General features: G+C 51.1%; 28 protein-coding genes. 27 read left to right on the top strand and 1 reads right to left on the bottom strand.

What is annotated here, in order from left to right; all coding sequences use genetic code 11:
* The first annotated feature begins 7 nt into the window (after positions 1-7).
* From rplX to MUG09_RS15110, 19 genes are all read left to right on the top strand, one after another.
* The gene (gene rplX, locus MUG09_RS15200; protein ID WP_013608491.1) at positions 8-313 is read left to right on the top strand and encodes a 50S ribosomal protein L24; all 306 of its coding nucleotides are present in this window, start codon (positions 8-10) and stop codon (positions 311-313) included.
* Positions 313-864 (top strand): 50S ribosomal protein L5, encoded by a 552-nt coding sequence (gene rplE, locus MUG09_RS15195; protein ID WP_013608490.1) that lies wholly within the window; start codon positions 313-315, stop codon positions 862-864. The genes rplX and rplE overlap by 1 nt, the downstream gene beginning before the upstream one ends.
* A 12-nt stretch (positions 865-876) precedes the next feature.
* Entirely contained in the window at positions 877-1,062 is a 186-nt protein-coding gene (locus MUG09_RS15190) for a type Z 30S ribosomal protein S14 (protein ID WP_244772289.1), read from the top strand.
* Between the two features lie 9 nt (positions 1,063-1,071).
* The gene (gene rpsH, locus MUG09_RS15185; RefSeq protein WP_244772288.1) at positions 1,072-1,470 is read left to right on the top strand and encodes a 30S ribosomal protein S8; all 399 of its coding nucleotides are present in this window, start codon (positions 1,072-1,074) and stop codon (positions 1,468-1,470) included.
* Between the two features lie 11 nt (positions 1,471-1,481).
* Complete coding sequence (gene rplF / locus MUG09_RS15180; protein WP_244772287.1) at positions 1,482-2,027, top strand: 50S ribosomal protein L6; 546 nt, start codon at positions 1,482-1,484, stop codon at positions 2,025-2,027.
* A gap of 16 nt (positions 2,028-2,043) precedes the next feature.
* Positions 2,044-2,403 (top strand): 50S ribosomal protein L18, encoded by a 360-nt coding sequence (rplR, locus tag MUG09_RS15175; RefSeq protein WP_244772286.1) that lies wholly within the window; start codon positions 2,044-2,046, stop codon positions 2,401-2,403.
* Between the two features lie 9 nt (positions 2,404-2,412).
* A complete protein-coding gene (gene rpsE, locus MUG09_RS15170) occupies positions 2,413-2,925 on the top strand; it encodes a 30S ribosomal protein S5 (RefSeq protein ID WP_244772285.1) in 513 nt (170 codons plus the stop codon).
* A gap of 1 nt (position 2,926) precedes the next feature.
* Positions 2,927-3,118, top strand: coding sequence for a 50S ribosomal protein L30 (gene rpmD / locus MUG09_RS15165; RefSeq protein ID WP_425314086.1), 192 nt, complete (start codon positions 2,927-2,929; stop codon positions 3,116-3,118).
* Between the two features lies 1 nt (position 3,119).
* Positions 3,120-3,551, top strand: coding sequence for a 50S ribosomal protein L15 (gene rplO, locus MUG09_RS15160; RefSeq protein WP_244772284.1), 432 nt, complete (start codon positions 3,120-3,122; stop codon positions 3,549-3,551).
* A 14-nt stretch (positions 3,552-3,565) separates the two neighbouring features.
* Positions 3,566-4,882 carry a preprotein translocase subunit SecY gene (secY, locus tag MUG09_RS15155; protein ID WP_244772283.1) on the top strand — a complete coding sequence of 439 codons (1,317 nt, stop codon included), beginning with the start codon at positions 3,566-3,568 and terminating at the stop codon, positions 4,880-4,882.
* Between the two features lie 15 nt (positions 4,883-4,897).
* Positions 4,898-5,011, top strand: coding sequence for a 50S ribosomal protein L36 (gene rpmJ / locus MUG09_RS15150; protein WP_013608481.1), 114 nt, complete (start codon positions 4,898-4,900; stop codon positions 5,009-5,011).
* A 53-nt stretch (positions 5,012-5,064) separates the two neighbouring features.
* Positions 5,065-5,430: a 30S ribosomal protein S13 gene (gene rpsM, locus MUG09_RS15145; protein ID WP_244772282.1), complete on the top strand. Its 366-nt coding sequence runs from the start codon at positions 5,065-5,067 to the stop codon at positions 5,428-5,430.
* A 14-nt stretch (positions 5,431-5,444) separates the two neighbouring features.
* Entirely contained in the window at positions 5,445-5,822 is a 378-nt protein-coding gene (gene rpsK, locus MUG09_RS15140) for a 30S ribosomal protein S11 (protein ID WP_013608479.1), read from the top strand.
* A gap of 18 nt (positions 5,823-5,840) precedes the next feature.
* On the top strand, positions 5,841-6,482 hold the full coding sequence (gene rpsD, locus MUG09_RS15135; protein WP_244772281.1) for a 30S ribosomal protein S4: 642 nt from the start codon (positions 5,841-5,843) through the stop codon (positions 6,480-6,482).
* 9 nt (positions 6,483-6,491) lie between these two features.
* Complete coding sequence (locus MUG09_RS15130; protein WP_244772280.1) at positions 6,492-7,544, top strand: DNA-directed RNA polymerase subunit alpha; 1,053 nt, start codon at positions 6,492-6,494, stop codon at positions 7,542-7,544.
* Complete coding sequence (rplQ, locus tag MUG09_RS15125; protein ID WP_244772279.1) at positions 7,534-7,995, top strand: 50S ribosomal protein L17; 462 nt, start codon at positions 7,534-7,536, stop codon at positions 7,993-7,995. Before MUG09_RS15130 ends, rplQ begins: the two co-directional genes overlap by 11 nt.
* Positions 7,996-8,206: 211 nt before the next feature.
* A complete protein-coding gene (rny, locus tag MUG09_RS15120) occupies positions 8,207-9,739 on the top strand; it encodes a ribonuclease Y (protein ID WP_244772278.1) in 1,533 nt (510 codons plus the stop codon).
* A 7-nt stretch (positions 9,740-9,746) separates the two neighbouring features.
* Positions 9,747-10,547, top strand: a complete 801-nt coding sequence (locus MUG09_RS15115) for a TIGR00282 family metallophosphoesterase (protein ID WP_244772277.1) — start codon at positions 9,747-9,749, stop codon at positions 10,545-10,547.
* Positions 10,547-11,323 (top strand): TlyA family RNA methyltransferase, encoded by a 777-nt coding sequence (locus MUG09_RS15110; RefSeq protein ID WP_244772276.1) that lies wholly within the window; start codon positions 10,547-10,549, stop codon positions 11,321-11,323. Before MUG09_RS15115 ends, MUG09_RS15110 begins: the two co-directional genes overlap by 1 nt.
* Here the strand turns inward: MUG09_RS15110 and MUG09_RS15105 are convergent.
* Positions 11,316-11,846, bottom strand: a complete 531-nt coding sequence (locus MUG09_RS15105; RefSeq protein WP_244772275.1) for a GerMN domain-containing protein — start codon at positions 11,844-11,846, stop codon at positions 11,316-11,318. The two genes, MUG09_RS15110 and MUG09_RS15105, sit on opposite strands and share 8 nt — an antisense overlap.
* A 76-nt stretch (positions 11,847-11,922) precedes the next feature.
* Between MUG09_RS15105 and ptsP the strand changes: the two genes are divergently transcribed.
* From ptsP to rlmB, 8 genes are all read left to right on the top strand, one after another.
* The gene (gene ptsP, locus MUG09_RS15100) at positions 11,923-13,656 is read left to right on the top strand and encodes a phosphoenolpyruvate--protein phosphotransferase (protein ID WP_244772274.1); all 1,734 of its coding nucleotides are present in this window, start codon (positions 11,923-11,925) and stop codon (positions 13,654-13,656) included.
* Positions 13,625-15,169: a ribosome biogenesis GTPase Der gene (gene der / locus MUG09_RS15095; protein ID WP_244772273.1), complete on the top strand. Its 1,545-nt coding sequence runs from the start codon at positions 13,625-13,627 to the stop codon at positions 15,167-15,169. The genes ptsP and der overlap by 32 nt, the downstream gene beginning before the upstream one ends.
* A 2-nt stretch (positions 15,170-15,171) precedes the next feature.
* Positions 15,172-15,879: an HAD family hydrolase gene (locus tag MUG09_RS15090; RefSeq protein WP_244772272.1), complete on the top strand. Its 708-nt coding sequence runs from the start codon at positions 15,172-15,174 to the stop codon at positions 15,877-15,879.
* 17 nt (positions 15,880-15,896) lie between these two features.
* Complete coding sequence (locus tag MUG09_RS15085; RefSeq protein ID WP_244772271.1) at positions 15,897-17,885, top strand: SpiroCoCo family coiled-coil protein; 1,989 nt, start codon at positions 15,897-15,899, stop codon at positions 17,883-17,885.
* A gap of 171 nt (positions 17,886-18,056) precedes the next feature.
* Positions 18,057-18,689, top strand: coding sequence for a nucleotide exchange factor GrpE (locus MUG09_RS15080; RefSeq protein WP_244772270.1), 633 nt, complete (start codon positions 18,057-18,059; stop codon positions 18,687-18,689).
* 88 nt (positions 18,690-18,777) lie between these two features.
* The gene (gene dnaK / locus MUG09_RS15075; RefSeq protein WP_244772269.1) at positions 18,778-20,697 is read left to right on the top strand and encodes a molecular chaperone DnaK; all 1,920 of its coding nucleotides are present in this window, start codon (positions 18,778-18,780) and stop codon (positions 20,695-20,697) included.
* A gap of 100 nt (positions 20,698-20,797) precedes the next feature.
* Positions 20,798-21,937 carry a molecular chaperone DnaJ gene (gene dnaJ, locus MUG09_RS15070; protein ID WP_244772268.1) on the top strand — a complete coding sequence of 380 codons (1,140 nt, stop codon included), beginning with the start codon at positions 20,798-20,800 and terminating at the stop codon, positions 21,935-21,937.
* 57 nt (positions 21,938-21,994) lie between these two features.
* Positions 21,995-22,750 (top strand): 23S rRNA (guanosine(2251)-2'-O)-methyltransferase RlmB, encoded by a 756-nt coding sequence (gene rlmB / locus MUG09_RS15065; protein ID WP_244772267.1) that lies wholly within the window; start codon positions 21,995-21,997, stop codon positions 22,748-22,750.
* Positions 22,751-22,856: the final 106 nt, after the last annotated feature.

Below are 22,856 nucleotides of genomic sequence, written 5' to 3'. Positions count from 1 at the left end.
TGTGCACATGAAGCTTAAGAAGAACGACACCGTACTGATTATTGCTGGCAAGGACAAAGGTAAGTCCGGCAAGATCGTAAAGGTAGACCGTGAGAATGAGAGGGTCGTCGTCCAGGGTGCCAACATGGTCAAGAAGACCATGAAAAAGAAGAATCCGCAGGATAAGGGCGGCATCATGGAAATCGAGGCTCCGATCCACGTTTCCAACGTTGCGTATGTCACCGGAAAGGGTGAGCCTACCAGGATCGGGTACAAGTTTGATGAAAGTGGAAACAAAGTCCGCTACGCCAAGAAAACCGGGGAAGTAATCTAATGGAAAAGTTCGTACCAAACCTTAAAACGAAATACCTTGAAACTGCGGCTCCCGCCTTGTTCAAGGAGCTTGGCTACACCTCCAAGATGCAGATTCCAGCCCTGGAAAAGATTGTTGTCAGTGTTGGTGTCGGCGAGGCTATTACCAATAAGAAGCTTCTCGATGCTGCTGTTAAAGAGCTCGAGCAGATCACCGGTCAGCATGTCCTTAAGACCAAGGCCAGAAAGTCCATTGCCAACTTCAAGGTCCGCGAAGGCCAGGAAATCGGCGCTATGGTCACCCTTCGTGGTGACAACATGTGGTTCTTCCTGGAACGGTTGATTAGTGTTGCTCTTCCCCGCGTCAAGGACTTCAAGGGTGTAAAGCCCAATGCCTTTGATGGTCATGGAAACTATTCGCTGGGTATCACCGAGCAGATTATTTTCCCGGAAATCGACTTCGATAAAATCGAGCGTGTCAGCGGCTTTAACATCGCCATTGTAACGACCGCGAAGACCGATGAAGAAGGCTACGCCCTGCTTGCAAAGCTTGGCATGCCCTTCAGCAAATAAGGGTGGAGACATATGGCAAAGAAATCAATGATCGTAAAGGCCAATAGGGAGCCCAAGTTCAGTTCCAGACACGTCAATCGCTGCAGAGTTTGCGGCAGACCCCGTGGCTATATGCGCCAGTTCGATATGTGCAGGATCTGCTTCCGCAAATTGGCAAGTGAAGGCCAGATTCCTGGTGTTACCAAATCTAGTTGGTAGGAGAGAAAAATGGCTGTAAGTGATCCAGTTGCTGATATGCTGACCAAAATCAGAAATGCTAGTTTGGCTAAGCATGAAAAAGTAGATATTTCCACTTCGAAGATGAAGCTTCAGATTGTGAAGATTCTCAAGAATGAAGGATTTATCAAGAACTTCAAGAAGGTGACGAAGGATGGTATTTCCTACATCCGCGTATTCTTGAAATATGATGAGACGCAGGGTCCTGTGCTGCACGGGATTGAACGTATTTCCACTCCTGGCCGCCGGATTTATACCGGATACCGGGATATGCCCCGTGTGTACAACGGACATGGTGTTGTTGTAGTATCCACTTCTGCTGGTATCATTACCGGTAAGAAGGCGACTGAGAACAAGGTCGGTGGTGAGCTGATCTGCTCTATTTGGTAAGGTGGTATAAAATGTCCAGAATTGGAAAATTGCCAATCACTGTACCTCAAGGGGTCAAGATTGCCGTCACCGATGGTGTAATTCATGTCGAAGGTCCGAAGGGAAAGCTTAATTGTCCTGCCCGTCCTGAAGTGGTTCTCACCATTGAAGGTTCTGTGGTCAAGGTTGCTCCGAGGGATGAGTCCAAGGAAGCGAATGCCTTCCAGGGCCTCTATCGCCAGTTGATCAACAACATGGTGGAAGGTGTCTCCAAAGGCTTCTCCCGCACCCTGCTGATCAACGGCGTCGGCTATCGCGCCGATCTGAAGGGAAATCTTCTGACTCTGAACCTCGGGTACTCCGAGTTGGTTGAAGTTGTAATTCCCCAGGGAATCACTGTTGTTGTGGAGAACCCCAACAAGGTTACTCTCAGCGGCATTGACAAGCAGCTTGTCGGACAGACTTGTGCCGAGATCCGCTCTCTCCGTGGACCTGAGCCGTATAAGGGCAAGGGTATCCGGTATGATAACGAGGTCATCCGTCGCAAGGCTGGTAAGACCGCTTCGGCAAAGAAATAGTGGGTAGGTAAGAAAGATGAATAGAGTAATCGACAAGAGAAAGAAGCTTGCTCGCCGCAAGCATCATATTCGCAAGAACATCTCCGGTACTGCCAGCAAGCCAAGGATGAGTGTATTCCGCAGCAATTCCCACATGTATGTTCAGGTCATTGACGATGTAGCAGGTTGCACCCTTGTGTCCGCCAGCTCCTTGGAAGGTGAACTGAAGGGCTTGAAGAACACTGTTGCAGATGCTGCAAAGCTTGGAGAGGCCGTCGGGAAGAGAATGCTCGAGAAGAACATCGATACTTGTGTGTTCGATCGTAACGGCTATCTGTTCCACGGCATTGTCAAGAGCATCGCTGACGGCGCACGCAAAGCCGGCGTAAAGTTCTAGGGGGAAACTGTGGAAAGATCTAGAGAAAGAGATAACAATAAGAACGACGGGTACGTTGAAAAGCTGATCAAGCTCAACCGTGTTGCCAAGGTTGTCAAGGGTGGTAGAAGGTTCTCCTTCTCTGCTCTGGTAGTCGTAGGCGACCAGAACGGTAAGGTTGGATATGGATTTGGCAAGGCCAACGACGTAACCGAAGCCATCCGCAAAGCCGTCGATCGTGCAAAGGCCAGTATGATTGTCGTCCCGGTGAAGAAGTCTTCAATTCCTCACGAAATCATCGGCAATTACAAGAGTGCCAGCGTGCTTCTCAAGCCCGCAGTACCCGGTACCGGTGTTATCGCCGGCGGTGCTGTGCGTGCCATTTGCGATGCATGCGGAATCAATGATATCCTGAGCAAGAGCCTTGGCTCCAAGAACTCCATCAATACGGTAAAGGCTGCATTCGATGCACTCGAGCACCTGTTTGATGCAAAGGTTGTTGCGAAGAATCGGGGCAAGTCCCTGAGTGAGATGTGGGGGTAAGATGATGGCTGAAGCAAAGAAAATCAAGGTCACCCTGGTCAAAGGCCTTTCCGGCTGCCTGCCTAATCAGCGCAGGACTGTCAAGGCTCTGGGACTCGGCAAGATTTCCAGCTCGGTTGTACATGACGCCACCCCTGCAAACCTTGGGATGGTCCGTGTAGTAGCTCACCTTGTGAAAGTCGAGGAGATGTAAGATGGGACAGATCAATGCACCCAAGGGTGCCAATACAAAAAAGACTATCGTTGGTCGCGGTGCTTCCTCGAAGGGCCGCTCCAGTGGTAGGGGTCACGATGGACAGAATTCCCGCTCCGGCGGCGGTGTCCGTCTTGGCTTTGAGGGCGGTCAGATGCCTCTGTACCGTCGTGTCGCTCGCAGGGGTTTCTCGAACAGTGTATTCAAGCAGGAGTATGTTGTCGTGTCCCTCGATGTGATTTCCGCCAACTTTGAAGATGGCGATGTAGTTACCCTCGACGCCCTTAAGGACGCTGGGTTGGTTAAGGGTTACAATGCACAGGCTAAAATCCTGAGCAATGGGGATCTGACCAAGAAGGTAGTCATTGACGGACTGAAGGTTTCCGCAAGCGCAATCGAAAAGATTAAGGCTGCGGGCGGCGAAATCAGATAACAAAGAAGGGCTTTATGGCAAACTCCTTAGTTGAGATGTATAGAATCAAGGATCTTCGGAAGAAGATACTCATTACCCTGGGCCTGCTGATTGTCAGCAGGATCGGGGCTGTGATTCCAATTCCCGGGATTGATCCGGAAGTTCTGAAACTGTTTTTTCTTTCACAGAGTTCTAGTTCCAATATCGGTCTGACTGAGTATTTGAACTTCTTCTCTGGCGGAGCATTTTCCAACTTCTCACTCTTTATGCTTGGTGTCATGCCTTATATCAGCACGCAGATCATCGTGCAGCTGTTGATGTTGGTGATCCCCTCATTGAAGAAGCTGGCTCAGGACCCGTCAGGCCATAAGAAAATTCAGCAATACACCAGATATGGTACGATTGTTGTATGTTTGATTCAGTCGTATGTAGTTACTATTTACGCCAATTCCATTCCCGGCGTGATGACTATGGGTATCCTTCCGTTCACGTTGGTAGCAATGCTGACTGTGACCACCGGTTCGATGCTCTTGATTTGGATCGGCAATAAGATCACCCAGTGGGGTATCGGTAACGGTATCAGCCTGTTGATCTTTGCCGGTATCGTCGCAAGATTCCCCGAGGCCATGTCGGTCTTGTTCAGAAGCATCTCCGCGGGTGTTCTGAATCCGATTGTAGTCTTGGTGGTGTTTGTGATGTTCTTGGTGGTTGTCGCTCTCGTAGTGTACGAAGAGCAGGGCGTCCGCAAGATTCCCGTGAACTACGCAAAGCGTGTGGTAGGCCGGAAGATGTATGGTGCACAGAGCACCTATATCCCCATCAAGGTCAACCCCTCCGGCGTTATCCCTGTAATCTTTGCAAGCGCATTGCTCTCCTTCCCGCTGCAGATTGCTACTACCTTGGGCCCGGAAGTAAGGTGGCTTGCCGCCTTTGCTAATTGGCTGAATCCGCAGGGTGCCCCCTATCTGATTATCTACGCCCTGTTGATCATAGCGTTTGCTTTCTTCTATACGCAGGTGTCTATGAACCCGGTTGAGATGGCCAAGCAGATTCGCGAGAATGGTGGCTCGGTTCCCGGTGTACGGTCCGAGAAATTGGAAGAGTACCTTACCAGGGTTCTCAACCGCATCGTTCTTCCCGGCTCTCTTTTCTTGGCTTTCATCGCCTTGATTCCCACGCTGGTACAGAAGTTCTTCAACTTCCCCTCGACCGTGGCCATGCTCTTTGGTGGAACGTCACTGCTGATTCTTGTCGGCGTTGACTTGGATACCATGCGTCAGATTGAGGGTGTCATGAAAATGCACCACTACGATGGGTTCAATGTGAGTGGAAAAAAGTCAAAACATATTTAGGCTAGGAGCTAGAACATGAAAGTAAGAGCAAGTGTCAAACCGATTTGTGACAAGTGCAAAGTAGTCAGACGGAATGGGGTGGTCCGCATTATTTGTGACAATCCCAAGCACAAGCAGAGACAGAGATAACAGGGTTCGGCGCAAGCCTTCCTACTCTATAAGAGAAATTCAGGAGGCCATGAATGGCGAGAATTGCAGGTGTAGATTTGCCGAACAAGGCAGTGAAAATCGCCTTGACCTATATCTACGGGATCGGTAGGTTTTCGGCGGTTGAAATTTGTGAAAAAACAAATATTAATCCAGATACCAACATCAACACCCTTTCCAGCGAGGATCTTGCAGTACTTCGTAAGGTAATCGAGGAAGAGTACAAGGTTGAGGGACGTCTTAGAACAGAAGTCGCTCTGAATATCAAGCGCCTTATGGACATTGGCTGCTATCGTGGCCTTCGTCATCGTAAGGGTCTTCCGGTAAACGGACAGCGGACAAAGACCAATGCCCGTACTCGCAAGGGTAAGAAGAAGACCGTTGCGGCTAAGAAGAAATAAGGAGCAGGTACCACATGGCTACAGCAAAGCGTAAAGTCAAAAAGACGGTATACGAAGGAAACGTCTACATTCAGGCGACCTTCAACAATACCATTGTTACCGTAACCGACCTCAACGGGAATGCGGTATCTTGGGCAAGCGCCGGCGGACTTGGGTTCCGCGGTGCCAAGAAGTCCACCCCCTATGCAGCACAGACAACTGCCGAAAAGGCAGCCAAGGCTGCTATGGACAGTGGACTGCAGGAAGTGAACGTATTTGTGAAGGGACCTGGTGTTGGCCGCGAAAGCGCCATCAGAACGTTGGGTGTGCTTGGACTGAAGGTCCGCTCCATCCGTGACGTCACCCCCATCCCCCACAATGGATGCAGACCTCGCAAGAGTAGAAGAGTCTGATGAGGAGATAGCAGATACATGGCAAGATATACTGGACCTAAGTGCAGATATTGCAGAGCCGAGAGGACCAAGTTGTTCCTCAAGGGAGAGCGTTGCCACAGCGGCAAGTGCCCGATGAACGATACCAAGTCCACCGGCCTTCCGGGCAAGGATCCCCGCGCACGTTCCAAGAAGCCGACCGACTACGGCTTGCAGTTGCGCGAAAAGCAGAAGCTGAAGAGAACCTATTGCATGCTCGAGAAGCAGTTCAAGTTGACCTTCGACGAAGCCGCAAGAATTCCCGGTAAGACTGGTGAGAATTTGATCATGCTTTTGGAGCAGAGGCTCGACAACGTGGTATTCCGACTCCACTTTGCAGCCAGCCGCAACCAGGCAGCTCAGTTCGTCAACCACGGCCACATTTTTGTGAACGGAAAGCGTGTGAGCATTCCTTCCTACCGCCTTCGCCCCGGTGACGTAGTCAGCGTTGGTGCAAAGGGTCAGAAGATGCTTTTGGTCAAAGAAAACCTCAAGGAATACACCAAGTCCGGTGTCTGCCAGTGGCTGAGCCTGGACGTGGATGCAATGAAGGGTACCTTCGTCGCTGTTCCGAGGAGAAGTGAAGTCACCGAGCTCGAGAAGATCAACGAGCAGCTGGTTGTCGAGTTGTATTCCAGATAAGGAGTAACCATGGCACGCAAAAACCTTCTGAAGGGCTTCAAGAAGCCCAAGGGGATAACCTTCGAACACAGCGCAGTTGAACCGAACTATGGGAAATTCATTGCCTATCCGTTTGAGAGAGGTTTTGGAACCACGATCGGAAACACGCTCAGGAGGGTGCTCCTCTCATCGATCCAGGGGTATGCCGTCACTGCCGTAAAGTTCACCAGCTTCAATGAGGATGGTGTTCCCCACCTGATTTCCAGCGAGTATGAGCAGCTTCCCGGAGTCCGCGAGGATATCGCAGACATCATTGCTGCGTTGAAAAAGCTTCAGATCAGGATGCCCGAAGATTCGGAGGGGACCAACCTCCTCATCGAATGCAAGGGCCCCGGTATTGTAAGTGGCGCAAACTTCGAGCGTGACCAGGTTGAGATCACCAACAAGGATTTGGTTCTCTTCACGATGATGGATGATGCCAACATCGAGATGGAAGTCCAGATTGACCTTGGTAGGGGCTATGTCCCGTCTGAAATCAACGAGAAGTATGTGGAAGAGATCGGGACCATCCCCATCGACGCCACATTCTCACCGGTTACCCGCGTTAAGTATTCGATTGAACCCACCCGTGTCGGCTATCGCAGCGATTACGACAAGCTTACACTGGAAATCTACACTGATGGTACGATTGCACCGCAGAATGCTCTTGCTGAAGCTGCAAAGATTGCGAAGGAATACTTCCAGATCTTCATCAACTTCGACGAGACTCTGATCAGCAATAACGATGAGGTGGACGAAGAGGAAGAGAGGGTCCGCAAGATTCTCAATACCTCGGTTGAGGAACTCGAGCTGACCGTTCGATCCAGCAACTGTCTGAAGAATGCCAACATCCGTACTATCGGCGATCTCACCAAGAAGACTGAGGAAGAGATTGCAAAGACGAGGAACTTCGGTAAGAAGAGCCTCCAAGAGATTAAGGAAAAACTGAAGGAGTGGAATCTCAGCCTTGGGATGACCGACTATAGTGTTCTGAAAACTGCAATCAAAGTACCTGGGAACAAGGAAGAAGAGAATGAAGCATAGGATTGGATTCAATGCGCTTAGTAGGACCTCATCTCACCGTAAGGCCCTCAAGCGCAACATGGTGACCTCACTGTTCAGATATGAACGGATCGAGACCACCAAGGCAAAGGCTCTGGAAGTTCGCAGAATGGCAGAGAAGATGATTACCCGTGCGAAAGTCGACAGCGTTGCAAACCGCCGTTTGATCGCTCGGGACATCACCGATGAAGCTATTGCAGCAAAGCTTTTTACAGAGATCGCCCCCTTGTTTGTCGAGCGGAAGGGTGGGTATACCCGCATCCTGAAGACCGGCAACCGCCTCGGAGATGCTGCCGAGATGGTGATCCTCGAGCTGGTTGAGAAGACCGCAAAGCCCGAGAAGAAGAAGGCCGAAAAGAAGTCTGAGAAGGCTGAGAAGAAGGCCGACAAACCAGCCAAGAAGGCTGAGAAGAGTGACGACGAGGAAAAATAAGCCTCTGAAGTGCCTCTTCAATTAAACAAAAACCCATTTGGGTGAAGCCGCTGTTGTCATGACAGCGGTTTTTTTATTGTTCCCATAGAGTGTACGATTCTCAGTAATTAACCGAACAATCTGTACTTACAGACAAGATAGCGTTGCTTTCGAGCCTTGACAATTCCGACAAGCGTACGTATCATTGTACCATTACAATAGGGGGTAGTATATGGAACGTATACTTATCATCCTCCTTAGTTGTCTTATTGGTATCATCTTAGGTTGGTTAAGCCGTTGGCTGTATGCGAAATTTAAGCTTACCTCGGTCGAACAAAGAGCGATCAGACTGAACGAGGAAGCGATAAAGGAAGCGGAAGCAAAGAGCAAAGAGCTCTTGCTTGAGACTCGGGATCAGTTGTTGAAAGAACAACAACAGCAGGAACGAGAGGCTAGGGAAAGACGGAGTGAACTGCAGCGTGTCGAGAGAAGAATCCTTCAGAAGGAAGAGAATCTTGAACACAAGCAGGCTGAATTGGATGCTATCAGGAAGCAATTAGGAGACCGGGAGTCTGGACTTGCCCGGAAAGAACAAGAGGTTGCCGAGAAAGAAGGCGGCCTGATTACTGAACTTGAACGCATTGCTGGATTGTCAGCTGATGAGGCAAAGAACATCATCATGGAGACAATGTACAACGATGCGAGGAGAGATGCGCAACTGATGATCAATAAGATCGAACAGGAAGCGCAGCTTTCCGCTGACAAAAAGGCTCGTGATATCGTTGTGACCTCAATCCAGAGGCTTGCCACAGAGGTCGTCGGTGATGTGACGATCAGTTCGGTGAGTCTGCCTAGTGACGAGATGAAAGGCAGGATTATTGGTCGGGAAGGAAGAAACATCCGTACCCTTGAGACCCTCACCGGTGTGGATGTCATTATCGATGACACTCCCGAGGCCGTGGTCATCTCCTGTTTCGACCCGGTTCGCAAGGAGATCGCCAGAGTCGCCTTGGAGCGCTTGGTCCAGGATGGACGAATCCATCCGGCCCGCATCGAAGAGGTGGTCAACAAGGTTACCAAGGAAATCGGCAGAATCATCGCCGACGAGGGAGAGAAGGTTATTTTCGATCTTGGCATCCACAATGTCGGGCCGGAAACAATCCGAGCCTTGGGCAGGCTTCATTTCAGAACCAGCTATGGTCAGAATGTACTTAGTCATTCCAAGGAAGTCGCCATTCTTTCAGGTATGATCGCCAGTGAGATCGGAGCGAATAGCGAACTTGCGATGCGCTCGGGCTTGCTGCATGACATCGGCAAGGGAATTGAGACCGAGAGCGATGCAAACCATGCAGAGCTTGGAGCCGATATGGCAAAGCGTCTTGGTGAGGATCCACGGGTGGTAAATGCCATCCTCGCCCATCACAATGATACTGAGCCGCAAACCATCGAAGCCGTCATCGTACAGATTGCCGATGCAATCAGTGCCGCCCGCCCTGGTGCACGCCGTGAAACGTTGGACAACTACATCAAGCGCCTTGAGTCTCTTGAGCAGATTGCTGAGAGCTTTACCGGCGTAGACAAGGCGTATGCCATCCAGGCCGGCCGTGAGCTGAGGATCCTGGTGAACAACGATCAGGTCAATGATGATGGAGCCAAGCAGATAGCCAAGGGCATCGCCGGGCGCATCGAAGCTGAGCTGAGGTATCCGGGTCGCATCAAGGTGACGATCATCCGTGAGATGAGAGTCGTCGAGTACGCTAGGTAGGTTGTTCGTGGCTGATGCAAAAACATGTGTCGCCCTGCTGCTTGGGGATGTCTGCGGACAGCCCGGAAGCAGGGCTCTTTTTATCGGATTACACACGCTGGTCAAGGAGTACCGTGCTGATGTGGTCGTGGTCAACGGCGAAAATGCCGCTAATGGCTTCGGCCTTTCAGCCTCTCTGATGGATCAGTTTTTCGCTCTTGGAATCAGTGTGATAACCAGTGGGAATCATATCTGGCAGCAGGACGATCTCAGGCTGTTGCTGGATAGTGAGAAGCGCCTGCTCAGGCCGGCCAATTATCCTCCGCAGGCTCCTGGTCATGGTTCTGTAGTGGTGGATATCAAGAATTACAAGGTTGCAGTGTTGAACCTCCAGGGTCGTCAATCGATGCCGAGCATCGACTGTCCGTTCCGGGTTGGGTTGGACCAGGTGCAGCGCCTGAAAAAACAGACGCCCATCATCCTTGTAGATTTTCATGCAGAAAATTCTGAGGAAAAAGAGGCTCTTGCCTTCCATCTGGATGGCAAGGTATCTGCTGTTGTGGGAACACACACCCACGTACAGACTGCCGATGAGAAAATACTCCCCGGTAAAACCGCATACATCACCGACTTGGGCCTGTGTGGTCCGTCGGCAAGTGTCATCGGTTCCAATCCTTCCGTATCGATCGCAAAGCAACTTACGCAAATGCCTCTGCGTACCGAGATTGCCGACACCGCCCCCTTGCTGCAGGGGGTTTGCATCACGATCGATGCTGTAAGCGGGCAGGCTCTCTCCATCGAACGGTTCTCGAGGTTGTACGATATCTGATGAAAGTCCGTAAGGTTGCACTGCTTCAGGCCCTCGGCCGGCAGTTTGACGAGTATACCAAGGACCAACTCACAGCCTTCATTGTATGCCGCAATGTATTGGTGGATGGTGTGCTTGCAACAGACCCGCGACTATTGGTCGATCCAAATGCTTGCTTCTCCTTCACCTTCGATGCCTACGTCTCCCGCGGCGGCTACAAGCTGGAGCATGCTCTGGACACATTTGGACTCGATGTACAAAATCTGGTGATGCTTGATGCAGGAGCCTCCACCGGAGGGTTTACCGATTGCCTGCTCAAACGTGGAGCCACTCTGGTCCACAGCGTCGATGTCGGGTACAACCAGCTCGATTGGCGGTTGAGAATCGATGAGCGGGTGGTTGTGCATGAGAAGCAGAACATCATGACCCTCGATTCCCTCGAGCCTGAGTGCGATGCAGCGGTCTGCGACCTCTCCTTTCGCTCGATTGCAGGAGCTGCTCGTCACATACTTTCCCTGTGCAAGGACGGATGGTTGGTCAGCTTGATTAAACCCCAGTTCGAGGTGCCCAAGGGTTTGGTGAACTTCAACGGCGTGGTGCAGGACCGTTCCGTCTTGGTCAAGGTCATGCGAAATGTGTATGACCTGCTTGCCCGGGACGGGGTGGGGATGCATCGTTTGGCAAAAAGCCCGATCACCGGCCACAAGGGAAATACCGAGTTTCTCTCCCTCTTGAAGATGCAGCCGGGCTTGAGCAAGGATGAGATGACTGCGCAGCTGGAAGAGCTGCTCAGCTGAGCTGTTTCCCTTCGACAAGAATTACAACATCCTTGACACGTTGGAAAGCCAGGGCTGTACGGCGTATCTGCTGCCGCGCCGTCTCCAGGTCCGGTGAAAGCAGGTACTCCTTGGAGAGGTCCACATAGAGGATGCTTGAGGAGAGGGTGACTCCTATGAGCGTGGTATCGGCATGGATGTAGCTGACTGCTCCTGTCTTGAGAATCTCCAGTGACGGACCGGAAAGCAGGGCTTCGAAGGTGTCATGGTAGGCACTCCCTCCCAAACGGCTCTGCTGAACGGTAAACGTTTTGAATGTTTGGGGGTATTGGATGAAGACTACCTCTACATTTCTTGTGTTGGCCTGGGATTGCGAAGATAAACCACTGGTTTTCAGAATCTCGAGCACCCCGCTGTCCTCGATGGATGAACGTACGCGCGGGTATCCGAGCGCCACAACCACAAGGGAGAAGAGAACCCATATGAGAAAGAGTATCAAAGGGTGTCGTTTTCTTGGTTTTTCGCCGAGGATTTGGTCTTCCATCGGATGTATTCTAACAAATCGACGGTTGTGTTTCCAGCTTTACATCAGCAGATAAAGTCCGTATAGTACATTACATATGAGGATATTCAAGGGTATAGCAGCCTCCGAGGGGTTGGCGAAGGGAAAAGCGTTGGTGCATCATCATGCATCGATGACTGCAGAGAAGCAGCATATCCTGGCCGACGGGGTGTCAGGGGAGCTGGAAAAATTTCGGAAAGCCCTACAGACTGCGAAACACACATTGCAAGAGCACAATGCAAGCGATATCTCCAAGGAGTCGAGGGACATTCTGGAGACGCATCTGCTTATGCTTGAGGATCCTGAGTATACTCAGCAAATCGAAGCGTATATCACCACCAATCTGGTCTGCGCCCAATGGGCCATCGATTCGGTTACCACCAGCATGGTAACACTGCTCGAGCAGACGGATGATGAACTGCTTCGTGAACGGGCTGTGGATTTCAAGGATGTATCGTTGTACTTGATCGATGCGATCAAGGGCAAGGGCCAGCGACGGATGGAGCATCTGGGCGAGGATGTAATTCTCGTTGCCGATATTCTGATGCCCAGTGAACTCTTCGCCATGGACAAGACCCACATCCTGGGTATCTGTCTTGACGGCGGAGGTAGAGCCAGCCATGTAGCAATCCTGGTGCGTGCATTCAACATTCCCACCGTGCTCGCTGCAGGCGGGGCATCAAAGACTGTCAATGATGGTGATGAGATCATTGTTGACGGAACTTATGGCGAGGCGTTCATCAGGCCCGACCATACCGTTTCACAGATGCTTGATGAGCGGTATGCCCGTTGGCAGCAACACGAGGTCGAGCTGCATCAAATGGCTGTTCTGTCCAGCACCACTACCGATGGACACGAGGTATTGCTGAAGACCAACATTCAGACTTCCAGTGAGGTGGAAGCGGCCAAGGCTTGTGGTGCTTCGGGTATCGGTTTGTTCCGTTCCGAGTTTCTTTTTATGGAATCCTTGGAGAATCCATCGGAAGAACGACAGTTTGAAGTCTATAAACAAGTCATCGAGGCCATGGCCCCCAAGCCGGTAACCATCCGTACCATCGATATCGGTGGAGACAAGGTGGTCAGCGGTTTGGGTATCGATGAGAAGAACCCCATCCTCGGTTGGAGGGCGGTCAGGTTCTGTCTCTCTCGCAAGGATATCTTTACCGTTCAACTCAGGGCGTTGCTCCGCGCCAGTGTCTACGGAAAATTACAAATCATGTTCCCCATGATCAGCGGGGTTGAGGAGTTGAATGCTGTATTGCACCTCCTTGAACATGTCAAAGGTGAATGTCGAAATGAACACATACCCTTTGACCCCGACATCAAGGTGGGGACTATGATCGAGGTGCCTTCTGCAGCCTTGTGTGCAGATATTCTGGCCAAGAAAGTGGACTTTTTCTCTATTGGAACCAATGACCTGATCCAATACACCATCGCCGTTGATCGGGGAAATGAGAAGATTGCCTACCTGTATCAGCCATTTCACCCCGGGGTATTGCGATCAATTAAAATGATCGTCCAAATGGCCCACGAAAACAACATACCGGTGAGCCTCTGCGGGGAGATGGCTTCCGATCCTTTCTGTTCCGTGCTGTTGGCAGGAATGGGATTGGATGAATTGAGTATGGGGTCCCAAAGCCTGCTGCAGGTCCGCAAGATTCTTCGCTCCGTCTCCTACAAGGAGGCAAAGGCGCTTGCCGAACATGTGCTGGACATGGACTCCTATCTGACGATTACCACCTATATAAGGGAGTGGATGCATGACCGATTCGATCATTTCACCACCATCTGACAACGTTGATACCCAGGTAAAGATTCCTGTGGTATCCATCATAGGACGGCCCAACGTGGGCAAGTCCACCCTCTTCAATCGCCTTATTGGAAAACGACGAGCCATCACCGATCCCACTCCCGGGGTTACCCGCGATTTGATTCCCGAGCGCTGGCTGTTGGGCAACCACCCGGTCACCCTCATCGATTCGGGTGGAGTCAAGGTCGACCGTGACAGCATGGATGACCTGGTGGCCAAGAAAAGCCTTGGCTTACTGGCCATCAGCGACGCCATTGTGTTCATGATGGATTGTACCGAAGTAACCGCCGAGGATCGGGAGCTCTTGGAGTACCTGCGCCCATACACCGATAAGATCGTCCTTGTGGTCAACAAGATCGATGACCCCAAGCGCGAGGACCTCTTGTGGGAGTACTACGAGTACGGGTATCAGCGTATTCTTGGTATCTCTGCAGCCCATGGTCTGGGTATCGAGGAATTGGAGGATACCCTGCTGGGAATGCTTGACCTGGTAAGTCTCGAAGAGGCTCCCGAGGAAGCAGAGAGGGTGAAGATTGCAATCTTGGGCAAACCGAATACCGGCAAATCCACCTTGACCAACCTGCTTGTCGGCAAGGACATCTCAATTGTGAGCGAAATTGCAGGCACTACGCGCGACGTCGTAATGGGTTCCTTCAACTACAAGGGAACAGACTTCACGGTACTCGATACTGCAGGTATCAGACGCAAGAGCAAGGTTGAGGAGGATGTCGAGTATTACTCTGTGAACCGGGCCATCAAAACCATCGATGAAGCCGATGTCGTCCTGTTGATGATTGACAGCGTCGAGGGTCTTGCAGACCAGGACAAGAAAATCGCCAATCTCATTGTACGCCGTGGGAAGGGCATTATTCTGGTTTTGAACAAAATCGACCTGCTTGCCGGAATCGGCAATGAACTTGAGGCGATCAAGGATCGTGTCAGATTCCTGTTCCCGATTCTCAACTTTGCACCGATTACCTCCATCAGCGCCTTGCAGGGCCAGGATATTGGAAAGTTGCTCGACATGGTCTGGACGGTTTGGAAACAACTGAACAAGCGTGTCGATACCGCTCGTCTCAACGAGTCCATCAAGGTCTGGGGTGAGGCTTATCAACCCCCGCGTGGAAGCGGCGGTCATTACAAGGTGTATTACGGAACCCAGATCAGCGCCAATCCGGTCAAATTCCTGTTCTTTGTGAACCGAATCAAGGAATTCCCGCAGATTTATATCCAATACCTGAAGAATTGCATCCGTAAGGATTTGGGGTTCACCCTCATTCCGATTGAAATTGATTTACGTGAGCGTAAGCGTAATCCTTCGTTGCATGACCGCGGGCCGAAAGCACCAGTCAATCCAACGCCGCAGAAAGAGGTGAAGAGAAATACTGGAGGAAAGGCGATTGCCAAGCCGAAGTCAACAAAGCCGGGCAACAAGGCATCGGTGGACAAGGCTCGCAAGCGTAACGAGAAGCAGAGCAGTCGGAAGCGAGGATAAGGATGGGGTTTTTGGTTGACCAAGGCATCAGGGTGCTGTGCCTCGATATTGATGGGACCCTCTACCCCAAGCGGATGCTCAACAGCAGAATGGTACGTTCCTCCTTTCCCTCGCTTCGTTTGGCGATGGCCTTCAATTGGGCTCGAGCCCAGTACCGCCGGGTCCAGGATGTGCATCCGAATCTGAAGCCGAGCAGGGAAGGCCTGCTTGACCTCCAATCCCGATTGGTTGCCGGCCGACTCGGCCGTCCTCTGGATGAGTTAAACCTGCAGAAGACCCGCGACTCCATCGAACGACAGTTCTATCGCGCTTGGGAGCGTTCCTTTCGTTCGATAAAAGCCTACGAAGGGATGAAAGAAGCTCTTACAGAGGCAAAACGACATGGGCTGGTCATCGCGGTGTTCAGCGATTTTCCGCTTGCCCGAAAATTGGAAACGCTGGGTATCTCCGATTTGGTGGATATAGCACACAGTTCGGAGGAGAGCGGATACCTGAAACCGAGCAGCCGTGCATTCTCTTTCTTGCTTGAACGTTTGGCAGTGCCACCGGCACAGGTTCTCTTTATGGGAGACAGTTATTCCAAGGATTGCCAGGGAGCGAAAAGAGCCGGTATGTACTCCTGCCTGATTACGGCAAAGCGAAAACCTGTCTACCCGGATGCCGACCTTGTAGTCGGCTCTTGGAAGGAGTTTGCTTCTCTGGTACTCTGAATGCATGGAGGTGCGGTATGGGACTTGAACTATTACTTCCTGTAATTCTGTTTCTGATTACGTTGGTCATAATCTACTTATTGCGGGTGGAGGATAAACGTGATCGCCGTCTGGATTTGATGAAGCAGAAGGTAAACCTCTTTTCCCGGGAAGTGGAATCGGCCCGATCGCAGTTCAAGGATACAGCCCAACAGGTGGAGGAGCGGGTCAATCATAAGATTGAAGCTTCCAACCAGATGTTGATGAGACTTGACAGCCAGCTGACCGAGCTTGAGGTTCGCAGTGAGGACCTCGCCAAGCTCCAGAGTGTACTCAATACCTATCGTGACTCATTGACGAAGCTTGGTGCCACCACAGCCCAGGTTGAGGCACGCATCGAGCAGGTTAAGCAGGAAGTGCACCGTATTGAAGCGGTGCAAGCCATTATTGATGGATTCGATACAAGAATTGAATCGTTCAGGGCTGCTCTGCAGGCAATGGTTGAAGAAGGTACCGAGGCTATTTCAAATCAGCAGCTACGGGTCAAACAGCTTCTGGACACTTCGTATGCAAAACTTCAGGAGTATGAGAGTGAGGTGCAGGAAGTAGAACGGGCCAACCAGGGGCGAGTTGCCTCACATGCCGAGATGCTCAAGGGTCATGAGGCTGCTTCGTTGGCTGTCCTTTCCGGCCAACTAGCAAAGATCCGCCAGCTTGGGGATGAGAGCGAGCAGATTATCGCTTCCAACGAACATGCTCTTGAGCTTGCCCGAGAACAGGCTTTCCAGGACCTGAACGAACAAAAGAAAAACTATGAAGCAGTCAAGACCGAGATCGAGAAGGCTCTGGTCCAACAGAAACAGACGTTGCAGGATCTCTCGGAAGAGGTAAACATGCAATCCTTGCAATCATTGAAAGCCTTCTCCCAGCAATGCAATATCGAGATGGAGAATCTGTTCACCCATACCATCGCCAAAACTGACCAAGCATTCCAGACCATGATTCATACCATCACGAGTTTTATCCAGGAACTGCAGGAACGGGTGGTGCAGGCCCAACAAATGAGTGAGAAGCTCAAGGAGCAGGAACACGTAAATCTGGAAACATATGCCAGTCAGATCCAGTTGTTGGTAAAACGCAATGATGACGTGCAGGAGAGTCTGAGAAGGGGTGACCGAAAGCAGGAAGAGCTTGCCCAGGTGATTGCTCATCTTCGAGATGAGGCTTCCTCCCTGCATACGGAGCTAGATCGTCTCAATGCCGAAAAAGAGCATCTCGTTGTTGCCAATTCGCAGGAAAGCAATACTGCAGCAACCCTGGCTGCTTCAATTGCTGCTCTTGCTCTGCAATTGAACCAGAAGCAGAATGAACTGCAGGTACTCACTGAAACCATCCAGCAACAAGAGTTGCAAGCCCAAGCCCGGCAATCCGAACTCGAGGAAACAGAATCATCCGAAGAAGCAGCACCTTCCGATGAAGATGAGCCTTCCGATGAGGATGAGCCTTCCGATGAGGATGAGCCTTCCGATGAGGATGAGCCTTCCGATGAGGATGAGCCTTCCGATGAGGATGAGCCTTCCGATGAGGATGAGCCTTCCGATGAGGATGAGCCTTCCGATGTAGATGAGCCTTCCGATGAGGATGAGCCTTCCGATGTAGATGAGCCTTCCGATGTAGATGAGCCTTCCGATGAGGATGAGCCTTCCGATGAGGATGAGCCTTCCGATGAGGATGAGCCTTCCGATGAAGATGAGCCTTCCGATGAAGATGAGCCTTCCGATGAAGATGAGCCTTCCGATGAAGATGAGCCTTCCGATGAAGATGAGCCTTCCGATGAAGATGAGCCTTCCGATGAAGATGAGCCTTCCGATGAAGATGAGCCTTCCGATGAAGATGAGCCTTCCGATGAGGATGAGCCTTCCGATGATAATCGCACTACTAAGAAAGAAAAGATCTGGGTTGAATATATTCCTGAGGGTGAGGAAGAAGAGATTACATTGGATGAGGAAGAGGATAAAAATACTTGACGCTTCCTCTTGTGTGTGAGTATGTTATCTGCATGCCCGAAGTCGGGCTACTCTTTATGTTATGAATGGTTATGATTCTGAGCCCGGCAAATGGGAAGTTACTGTATGCCGGGTTTACAAATAGACATGTGCCAATACAAAGGTTTGGTGTATGGGAAATCGAGGAACGGAATGGATAAGAAAGATAAGAAAAGCAAGTCTGATGCACAGGATGAAGTAAAGGCTGCGACCGCTCAGGCTGTTGATACTCAGCAAGAAGAACCTACTTCTTCAGAAACAGCAGGACAGGATGCAAAGGTCCCGTCTGAACTTGAACAGAAGGAGTTGGAAATCGTGCGATTGAAAGAACAACTTGAAACGGCTCAGAGTGAGCTTGCCTCCCTTAAGGAGCAGATGCTTCGTGACCGTGCCGATCTTGAAAACTATAGAAAACGTCTCATTCGTGACAAGGAAGATTCCATCAGGTTTGCCAATGAGAATCTGATTAAGGACCTTTTGCAGCCGCTTGATGACTTCAGTCGCGCTTTGGAAGCGGCAGAATCCACCAAGGATTATGCCAAGGTGCATGACGGGGTTGTCATGGTGAATTCCCAGCTCTATTCCACGTTGGAGAAGAATTGGGGTCTTCAGAAGATCGAGTCGGTCGGAAAAGAGTTCAATCCTGAGGAGCACGAGGCCTATATGGTAGTCACCGATGATTCACTGGAAACCGAAACGGTACTACAGGAGTTCATCGTAGGTTACAAGCTTCATGGACGGGTGCTCAGGCCTTCGAAGGTAAAAGTAGGCAAGCCAAACGTTTGACGATTGGCGGTCGTTTGAGTACCTTACATGCAGGGATTAGTTCCCTGATTATACATTTGATAGTTAATTTGGAGAGGAGAAATATAAAATGGGAAGAATTATCGGAATTGACTTGGGTACCACCAATAGCTGCGTTGCAGTTATGGAAGGTAACGATCCCGTGGTCATCGCTAACAGCGAAGGCCAGAGGACGACTCCCAGTATCGTTGCATTTACCTCCAAGGGCGATCGCTTGGTAGGTCAGCCGGCTAAGAACCAGATGGTTACGAATGCCGAAAACACTGTATATTCCATCAAGCGCTTTATGGGTCGCAAATATAATGAGGTTCCCTCTGAACTTGGAAAAATTCCGTATAAGGTTGTCGCCAAGAATGGCGATGAAATAAAGGTTGATATTCGCGGTGAGTCATATTCTCCACAGGAAATCTCTGCCGCAATTCTCCAGAAGATGAAGAAGACGGCAGAGGACTATCTTGGTGAGCCTGTCACCGAAGCAGTCATCACCGTCCCTGCGTACTTCAACGATGCACAGAGACAGGCAACCAAGGATGCAGGCAGGATTGCCGGTTTTGATGTAAAGCGTGTTGTCAACGAGCCTACTGCTGCAGCTCTTGCCTATGGTCTTGGCAAGGACGCCTCCAAGGAGGAGAAGATTGCAGTGTATGACCTCGGTGGTGGTACCTTTGATATCTCCATCCTTGAGTTGGGCGACGGTGTTTTCGAAGTAAAGTCCACCAATGGTGACACCCACCTCGGTGGTGACGACTTCGACCAGAGAATCATCGAGTGGATGATCAGTGAGTTCAAGAAGTCCAATGCAATCGACCTTTCAAGCGACAAGATGGCTTTGCAGAGACTGCGTGAAGCAGCCGAGAAGGCGAAGATCGAGCTCTCCAACTCGACCAGTACCGACATCAACCTGCCCTTCATCACTGCTGACAGCACCGGTCCGAAACACTTGCAGATGACTCTTTCTCGAGCAAAGTTCGAACAACTCGTCGCCGACCTGATCGAGCGCTCCAAGCTCCCGGTCAAGAATGCTCTTCGTGATGCCGGTCTGACTGCAGCCGATATCGACGAGGTGATCCTCGTTGGTGGTTCCACCAGAATCCCCGCTGTCCAGGCCATGGTCCGTGAGCTGTTCGGCAAGGAGCCCCACAAGGGAGTCAATCCTGATGAGGTTGTAGCCATGGGTGCTGCAATCCAGGGTGGAATCCTCGGTGGAAATGTCAAGGATGTATTGCTTCTGGACGTCACTCCACTCTCTTTGGGCATTGAGACCCTCGGTGGTGTCTGCACCCGTTTAATCGAGCGCAACACGACCATTCCCACCCGCAAGAGCCAGATTTTCTCCACTGCTGCCGACGGGCAGACTGCGGTGAGCATCCATGTTCTGCAGGGTGAGCGTGAGATGGCTTCCCAGAACAGGACCCTTGGCAAGTTCGACTTGATCGGCATTCCTGCCGCACCCCGTGGCGTTCCCCAGATTGAAGTCACCTTCGACATCGACGCCAACGGTATCGTCCACGTTTCTGCAAAGGATCTGGGCACCGGCAAGGAGCAGAAGATTCGCATTGAGTCTTCCAGCGGCCTCAGCGATGCTGAAATCGACAAGATGGTCAAGGAAGCGGAAGCCCACGCCGAAGAGGACAAGAGAGAGCGTGCCCGTATCGATGCCCGTAACGAAGCTGACAGCTTGATCTACTCCACCGAGAAGTCTCTGAAGGAGTATGGGAATAAGATCAGCAGCGAGGACAAGGCAAAGATTGAAAGTGCCATTGCAGACCTCAAGCGTGTAATGGAGAATCAAGGTGCTGGTGCCGAGGAGATCAAGGCGAAGAATGAGGCCTTGCAGCAGGCAGCCTACAAGCTTGCCGAAGAGGTGTACAAGCACAGTGCCGCTCAAGGCGCTGATGCTTCTCAAGCTCAGGAAGAACCTTCCGAAGCTTCCCAGCCGAAGCATAAGAAGGACGGCGTTGAGGATGCTGACTTCGAAGTCGTAGACTAAGGAGTCGGTAACAGGGTACTATAGCATAACGGCTTACCATCATGTCGGCTTCGGCCGACATGATGTTTCTGAGGCCAATCTGTTCTAAGGAAGTCGCATCGTGGCGAAACGTGATTATTATGAAGTGCTGGGGGTCGGAAAGACCTCGACACTCGAAGAAATTAAGAAGGCATACCGCAAACTGGCTATTGCCAACCATCCGGACAAGAATCCCGGGGATAAGGCGGCTGAGGAACGCTTTAAGGAAGCTACCGAAGCATATGATGTCCTTGGCGACGAAAAGAAGCGCAAAATGTATGACCAGTACGGCTTTGCGGGTGTCGATGGTGCTAATGGCGGCGCTCATGACTACTCCAATGTGTACCGTGACTTCAGCGATATCTTTGGTGGTGGCTTTGGAGGCGGTGGATTTGAGGATATCTTCAGCTCTTTCTTTGGAGGCGGAGGCCGAACCCAGGGCCGGGGTGCCCAACGTGGTCCGGAAGCCGGGTCTTCCCTGCGCTATGATGTGGATATCGAATTCAAGGATGCCGTTTTCGGGACGAAAATCGAGGTTGCCTACTCGCATCAGGTGGCTTGTGAAGAGTGCCATGGATCGGGTTCGCAGGGCAGCAGCGGTACCAAGGTTTGTCCGACCTGTAACGGCAGCGGCCAGGTAAGACGCAACAGCGGCTTCTTCGCCATCGCCAGCACGTGTCCGACCTGTAATGGAAGCGGCCAGGTGATCGATAATCCCTGTTCTTCCTGTCATGGCAGTGGGTTGAAGCGAAAGCAGCAGAAAGTCAAGGTGACCATTCCTGCAGGAGTCGATACCGGAAGCAGGGTTGTCCTGCGCGGTATGGGTGATGCCGGTCCCAACGGCGGACCCGCCGGTGATTTGTATGTATACATCAATGTGAAGCCTCACAAGTATTTTGTACGGCAGGATTATGATTTGTACTGCCAGATTCCCATCTCAATTACCCAGGCTTCACTAGGAGCCGAGATACAGGTACCAACCATCGATGGGCAGTCGATCAAGGTGAACATTCCTGCCGGCATCCAACATGGGAAAATGCTCAGGGTGAGGGAGAGGGGAGTTACCAAACTCAACTCAACCGACAGAGGCGATATGTATATCAAGCTTATGATCCAAGTTCCTAAGCGCTTGGGGATGAAGGCAAAGAAGCTGATGCAGGAACTTTCGGATGCAATGGGTGAAGAGACTTCGCCGAATCCAGTTCCATTTGATGAAGATTAACAAGGCCAGGGCTACCGGAATCGGTAGCCCTGTTGGCCGTATTACGAGGAGCACCACATGGGTGAGAAAATTATTGGCTTCCATGCCATTGAAGAAGGACTTAAACGAGCAGCCTCCGGGTCTGTTCTCTATCTTGTGCGTGGAATGGGAAGCAACACCCAGACGCTGGAGCGACAGGCTCAGCTGAGCGGCAAGGTAATCGTCAAGAAGATTGCAAAGGTCGAGATGGATCGCATGGTCGACCAGGCCGACCATAGAGGAGCGGTTCTGGATCTTATGGTTCCTGTCAAAGGCGCTGGTGCCAGAATTCCCGCCATGTCCGTCAAAGAGTTTTGTGCCGGGCTGAAGGAAGACGATTCTGCACTGGTTCTGGTGCTTGATGAGATCACCGACCCCCAGAACCTTGGTGCAATCCTGCGTTCCGCCGACCAATTCTCCGTATCTTTGGTCATCATTCCCGAGAGGAGAAGCGCCCAGGCCAATACCACCGTGGTGAAGGTCTCCTCGGGGGCTGCTCATTACGTACCGCTGGCAACAGTCACCAATATGAATCGTGAGATTGAATTCTTGAAGAAAGAAGGATTCTGGGTCTACGGTGCTTCGATGAACGGGCAGGCTGTGTACAAGACGGTGTTCCCCAAGCGGACCGTTCTGGTAATGGGCAATGAGGGCAAGGGAATCGGGCAGCTGACGCAGAAGCTTTGTGATCATATGGTCACAATTCCGATGACCGGACACATCGATTCATTGAACGTTTCGGTGGCAACCGGTATTCTGCTCTATGAGGTGAGAAGGCAGCAAGCGACCAAGTAATTGCCACAAATGATTGTAAATGTATAAAGGCAAGGAGCTTTCCCATGCCTGTTTTCAATAAAAATACAGATAATTTACAGCATTTTGTATAAATAAAATAATCTTT

This window comes from Sphaerochaeta associata, assembly GCF_022869165.1.
Lineage (GTDB): Bacteria > Spirochaetota > Spirochaetia > Sphaerochaetales > Sphaerochaetaceae > Sphaerochaeta > Sphaerochaeta associata.
This window is presented reverse-complemented; position numbering and strand designations above follow the sequence as displayed.

Excerpts from the sequence above, each read along its gene's own strand:
- rplX (WP_013608491.1), top strand. The coding sequence starts at position 8 with ATGAAGCTTAAGAAGAACGACACCGTACTGATTATTGCTGGCAAGGAC.
- rplE (WP_013608490.1), top strand. The coding sequence starts at position 313 with ATGGAAAAGTTCGTACCAAACCTTAAAACGAAATACCTTGAAACTGCG.
- MUG09_RS15190 (WP_244772289.1), top strand. The coding sequence starts at position 877 with ATGGCAAAGAAATCAATGATCGTAAAGGCCAATAGGGAGCCCAAGTTC.
- rpsH (WP_244772288.1), top strand. The coding sequence starts at position 1,072 with ATGGCTGTAAGTGATCCAGTTGCTGATATGCTGACCAAAATCAGAAAT.
- rplF (WP_244772287.1), top strand. The coding sequence starts at position 1,482 with ATGTCCAGAATTGGAAAATTGCCAATCACTGTACCTCAAGGGGTCAAG.
- rplR (WP_244772286.1), top strand. The coding sequence starts at position 2,044 with ATGAATAGAGTAATCGACAAGAGAAAGAAGCTTGCTCGCCGCAAGCAT.
- rpmD (WP_425314086.1), top strand. The coding sequence starts at position 2,927 with ATGATGGCTGAAGCAAAGAAAATCAAGGTCACCCTGGTCAAAGGCCTT.
- rplO (WP_244772284.1), top strand. The coding sequence starts at position 3,120 with ATGGGACAGATCAATGCACCCAAGGGTGCCAATACAAAAAAGACTATC.
- secY (WP_244772283.1), top strand. The coding sequence starts at position 3,566 with ATGGCAAACTCCTTAGTTGAGATGTATAGAATCAAGGATCTTCGGAAG.
- rpmJ (WP_013608481.1), top strand. The coding sequence starts at position 4,898 with ATGAAAGTAAGAGCAAGTGTCAAACCGATTTGTGACAAGTGCAAAGTA.
- rpsM (WP_244772282.1), top strand. The coding sequence starts at position 5,065 with ATGGCGAGAATTGCAGGTGTAGATTTGCCGAACAAGGCAGTGAAAATC.
- rpsK (WP_013608479.1), top strand. The coding sequence starts at position 5,445 with ATGGCTACAGCAAAGCGTAAAGTCAAAAAGACGGTATACGAAGGAAAC.
- rpsD (WP_244772281.1), top strand. The coding sequence starts at position 5,841 with ATGGCAAGATATACTGGACCTAAGTGCAGATATTGCAGAGCCGAGAGG.
- MUG09_RS15130 (WP_244772280.1), top strand. The coding sequence starts at position 6,492 with ATGGCACGCAAAAACCTTCTGAAGGGCTTCAAGAAGCCCAAGGGGATA.
- rplQ (WP_244772279.1), top strand. The coding sequence starts at position 7,534 with ATGAAGCATAGGATTGGATTCAATGCGCTTAGTAGGACCTCATCTCAC.
- rny (WP_244772278.1), top strand. The coding sequence starts at position 8,207 with ATGGAACGTATACTTATCATCCTCCTTAGTTGTCTTATTGGTATCATC.
- MUG09_RS15110 (WP_244772276.1), top strand. The coding sequence starts at position 10,547 with ATGAAAGTCCGTAAGGTTGCACTGCTTCAGGCCCTCGGCCGGCAGTTT.
- MUG09_RS15105 (WP_244772275.1), bottom strand. The coding sequence starts at position 11,846 with ATGGAAGACCAAATCCTCGGCGAAAAACCAAGAAAACGACACCCTTTG.
- ptsP (WP_244772274.1), top strand. The coding sequence starts at position 11,923 with ATGAGGATATTCAAGGGTATAGCAGCCTCCGAGGGGTTGGCGAAGGGA.
- der (WP_244772273.1), top strand. The coding sequence starts at position 13,625 with ATGACCGATTCGATCATTTCACCACCATCTGACAACGTTGATACCCAG.
- MUG09_RS15090 (WP_244772272.1), top strand. The coding sequence starts at position 15,172 with ATGGGGTTTTTGGTTGACCAAGGCATCAGGGTGCTGTGCCTCGATATT.
- MUG09_RS15085 (WP_244772271.1), top strand. The coding sequence starts at position 15,897 with ATGGGACTTGAACTATTACTTCCTGTAATTCTGTTTCTGATTACGTTG.
- MUG09_RS15080 (WP_244772270.1), top strand. The coding sequence starts at position 18,057 with ATGGATAAGAAAGATAAGAAAAGCAAGTCTGATGCACAGGATGAAGTA.
- dnaK (WP_244772269.1), top strand. The coding sequence starts at position 18,778 with ATGGGAAGAATTATCGGAATTGACTTGGGTACCACCAATAGCTGCGTT.
- rlmB (WP_244772267.1), top strand. The coding sequence starts at position 21,995 with ATGGGTGAGAAAATTATTGGCTTCCATGCCATTGAAGAAGGACTTAAA.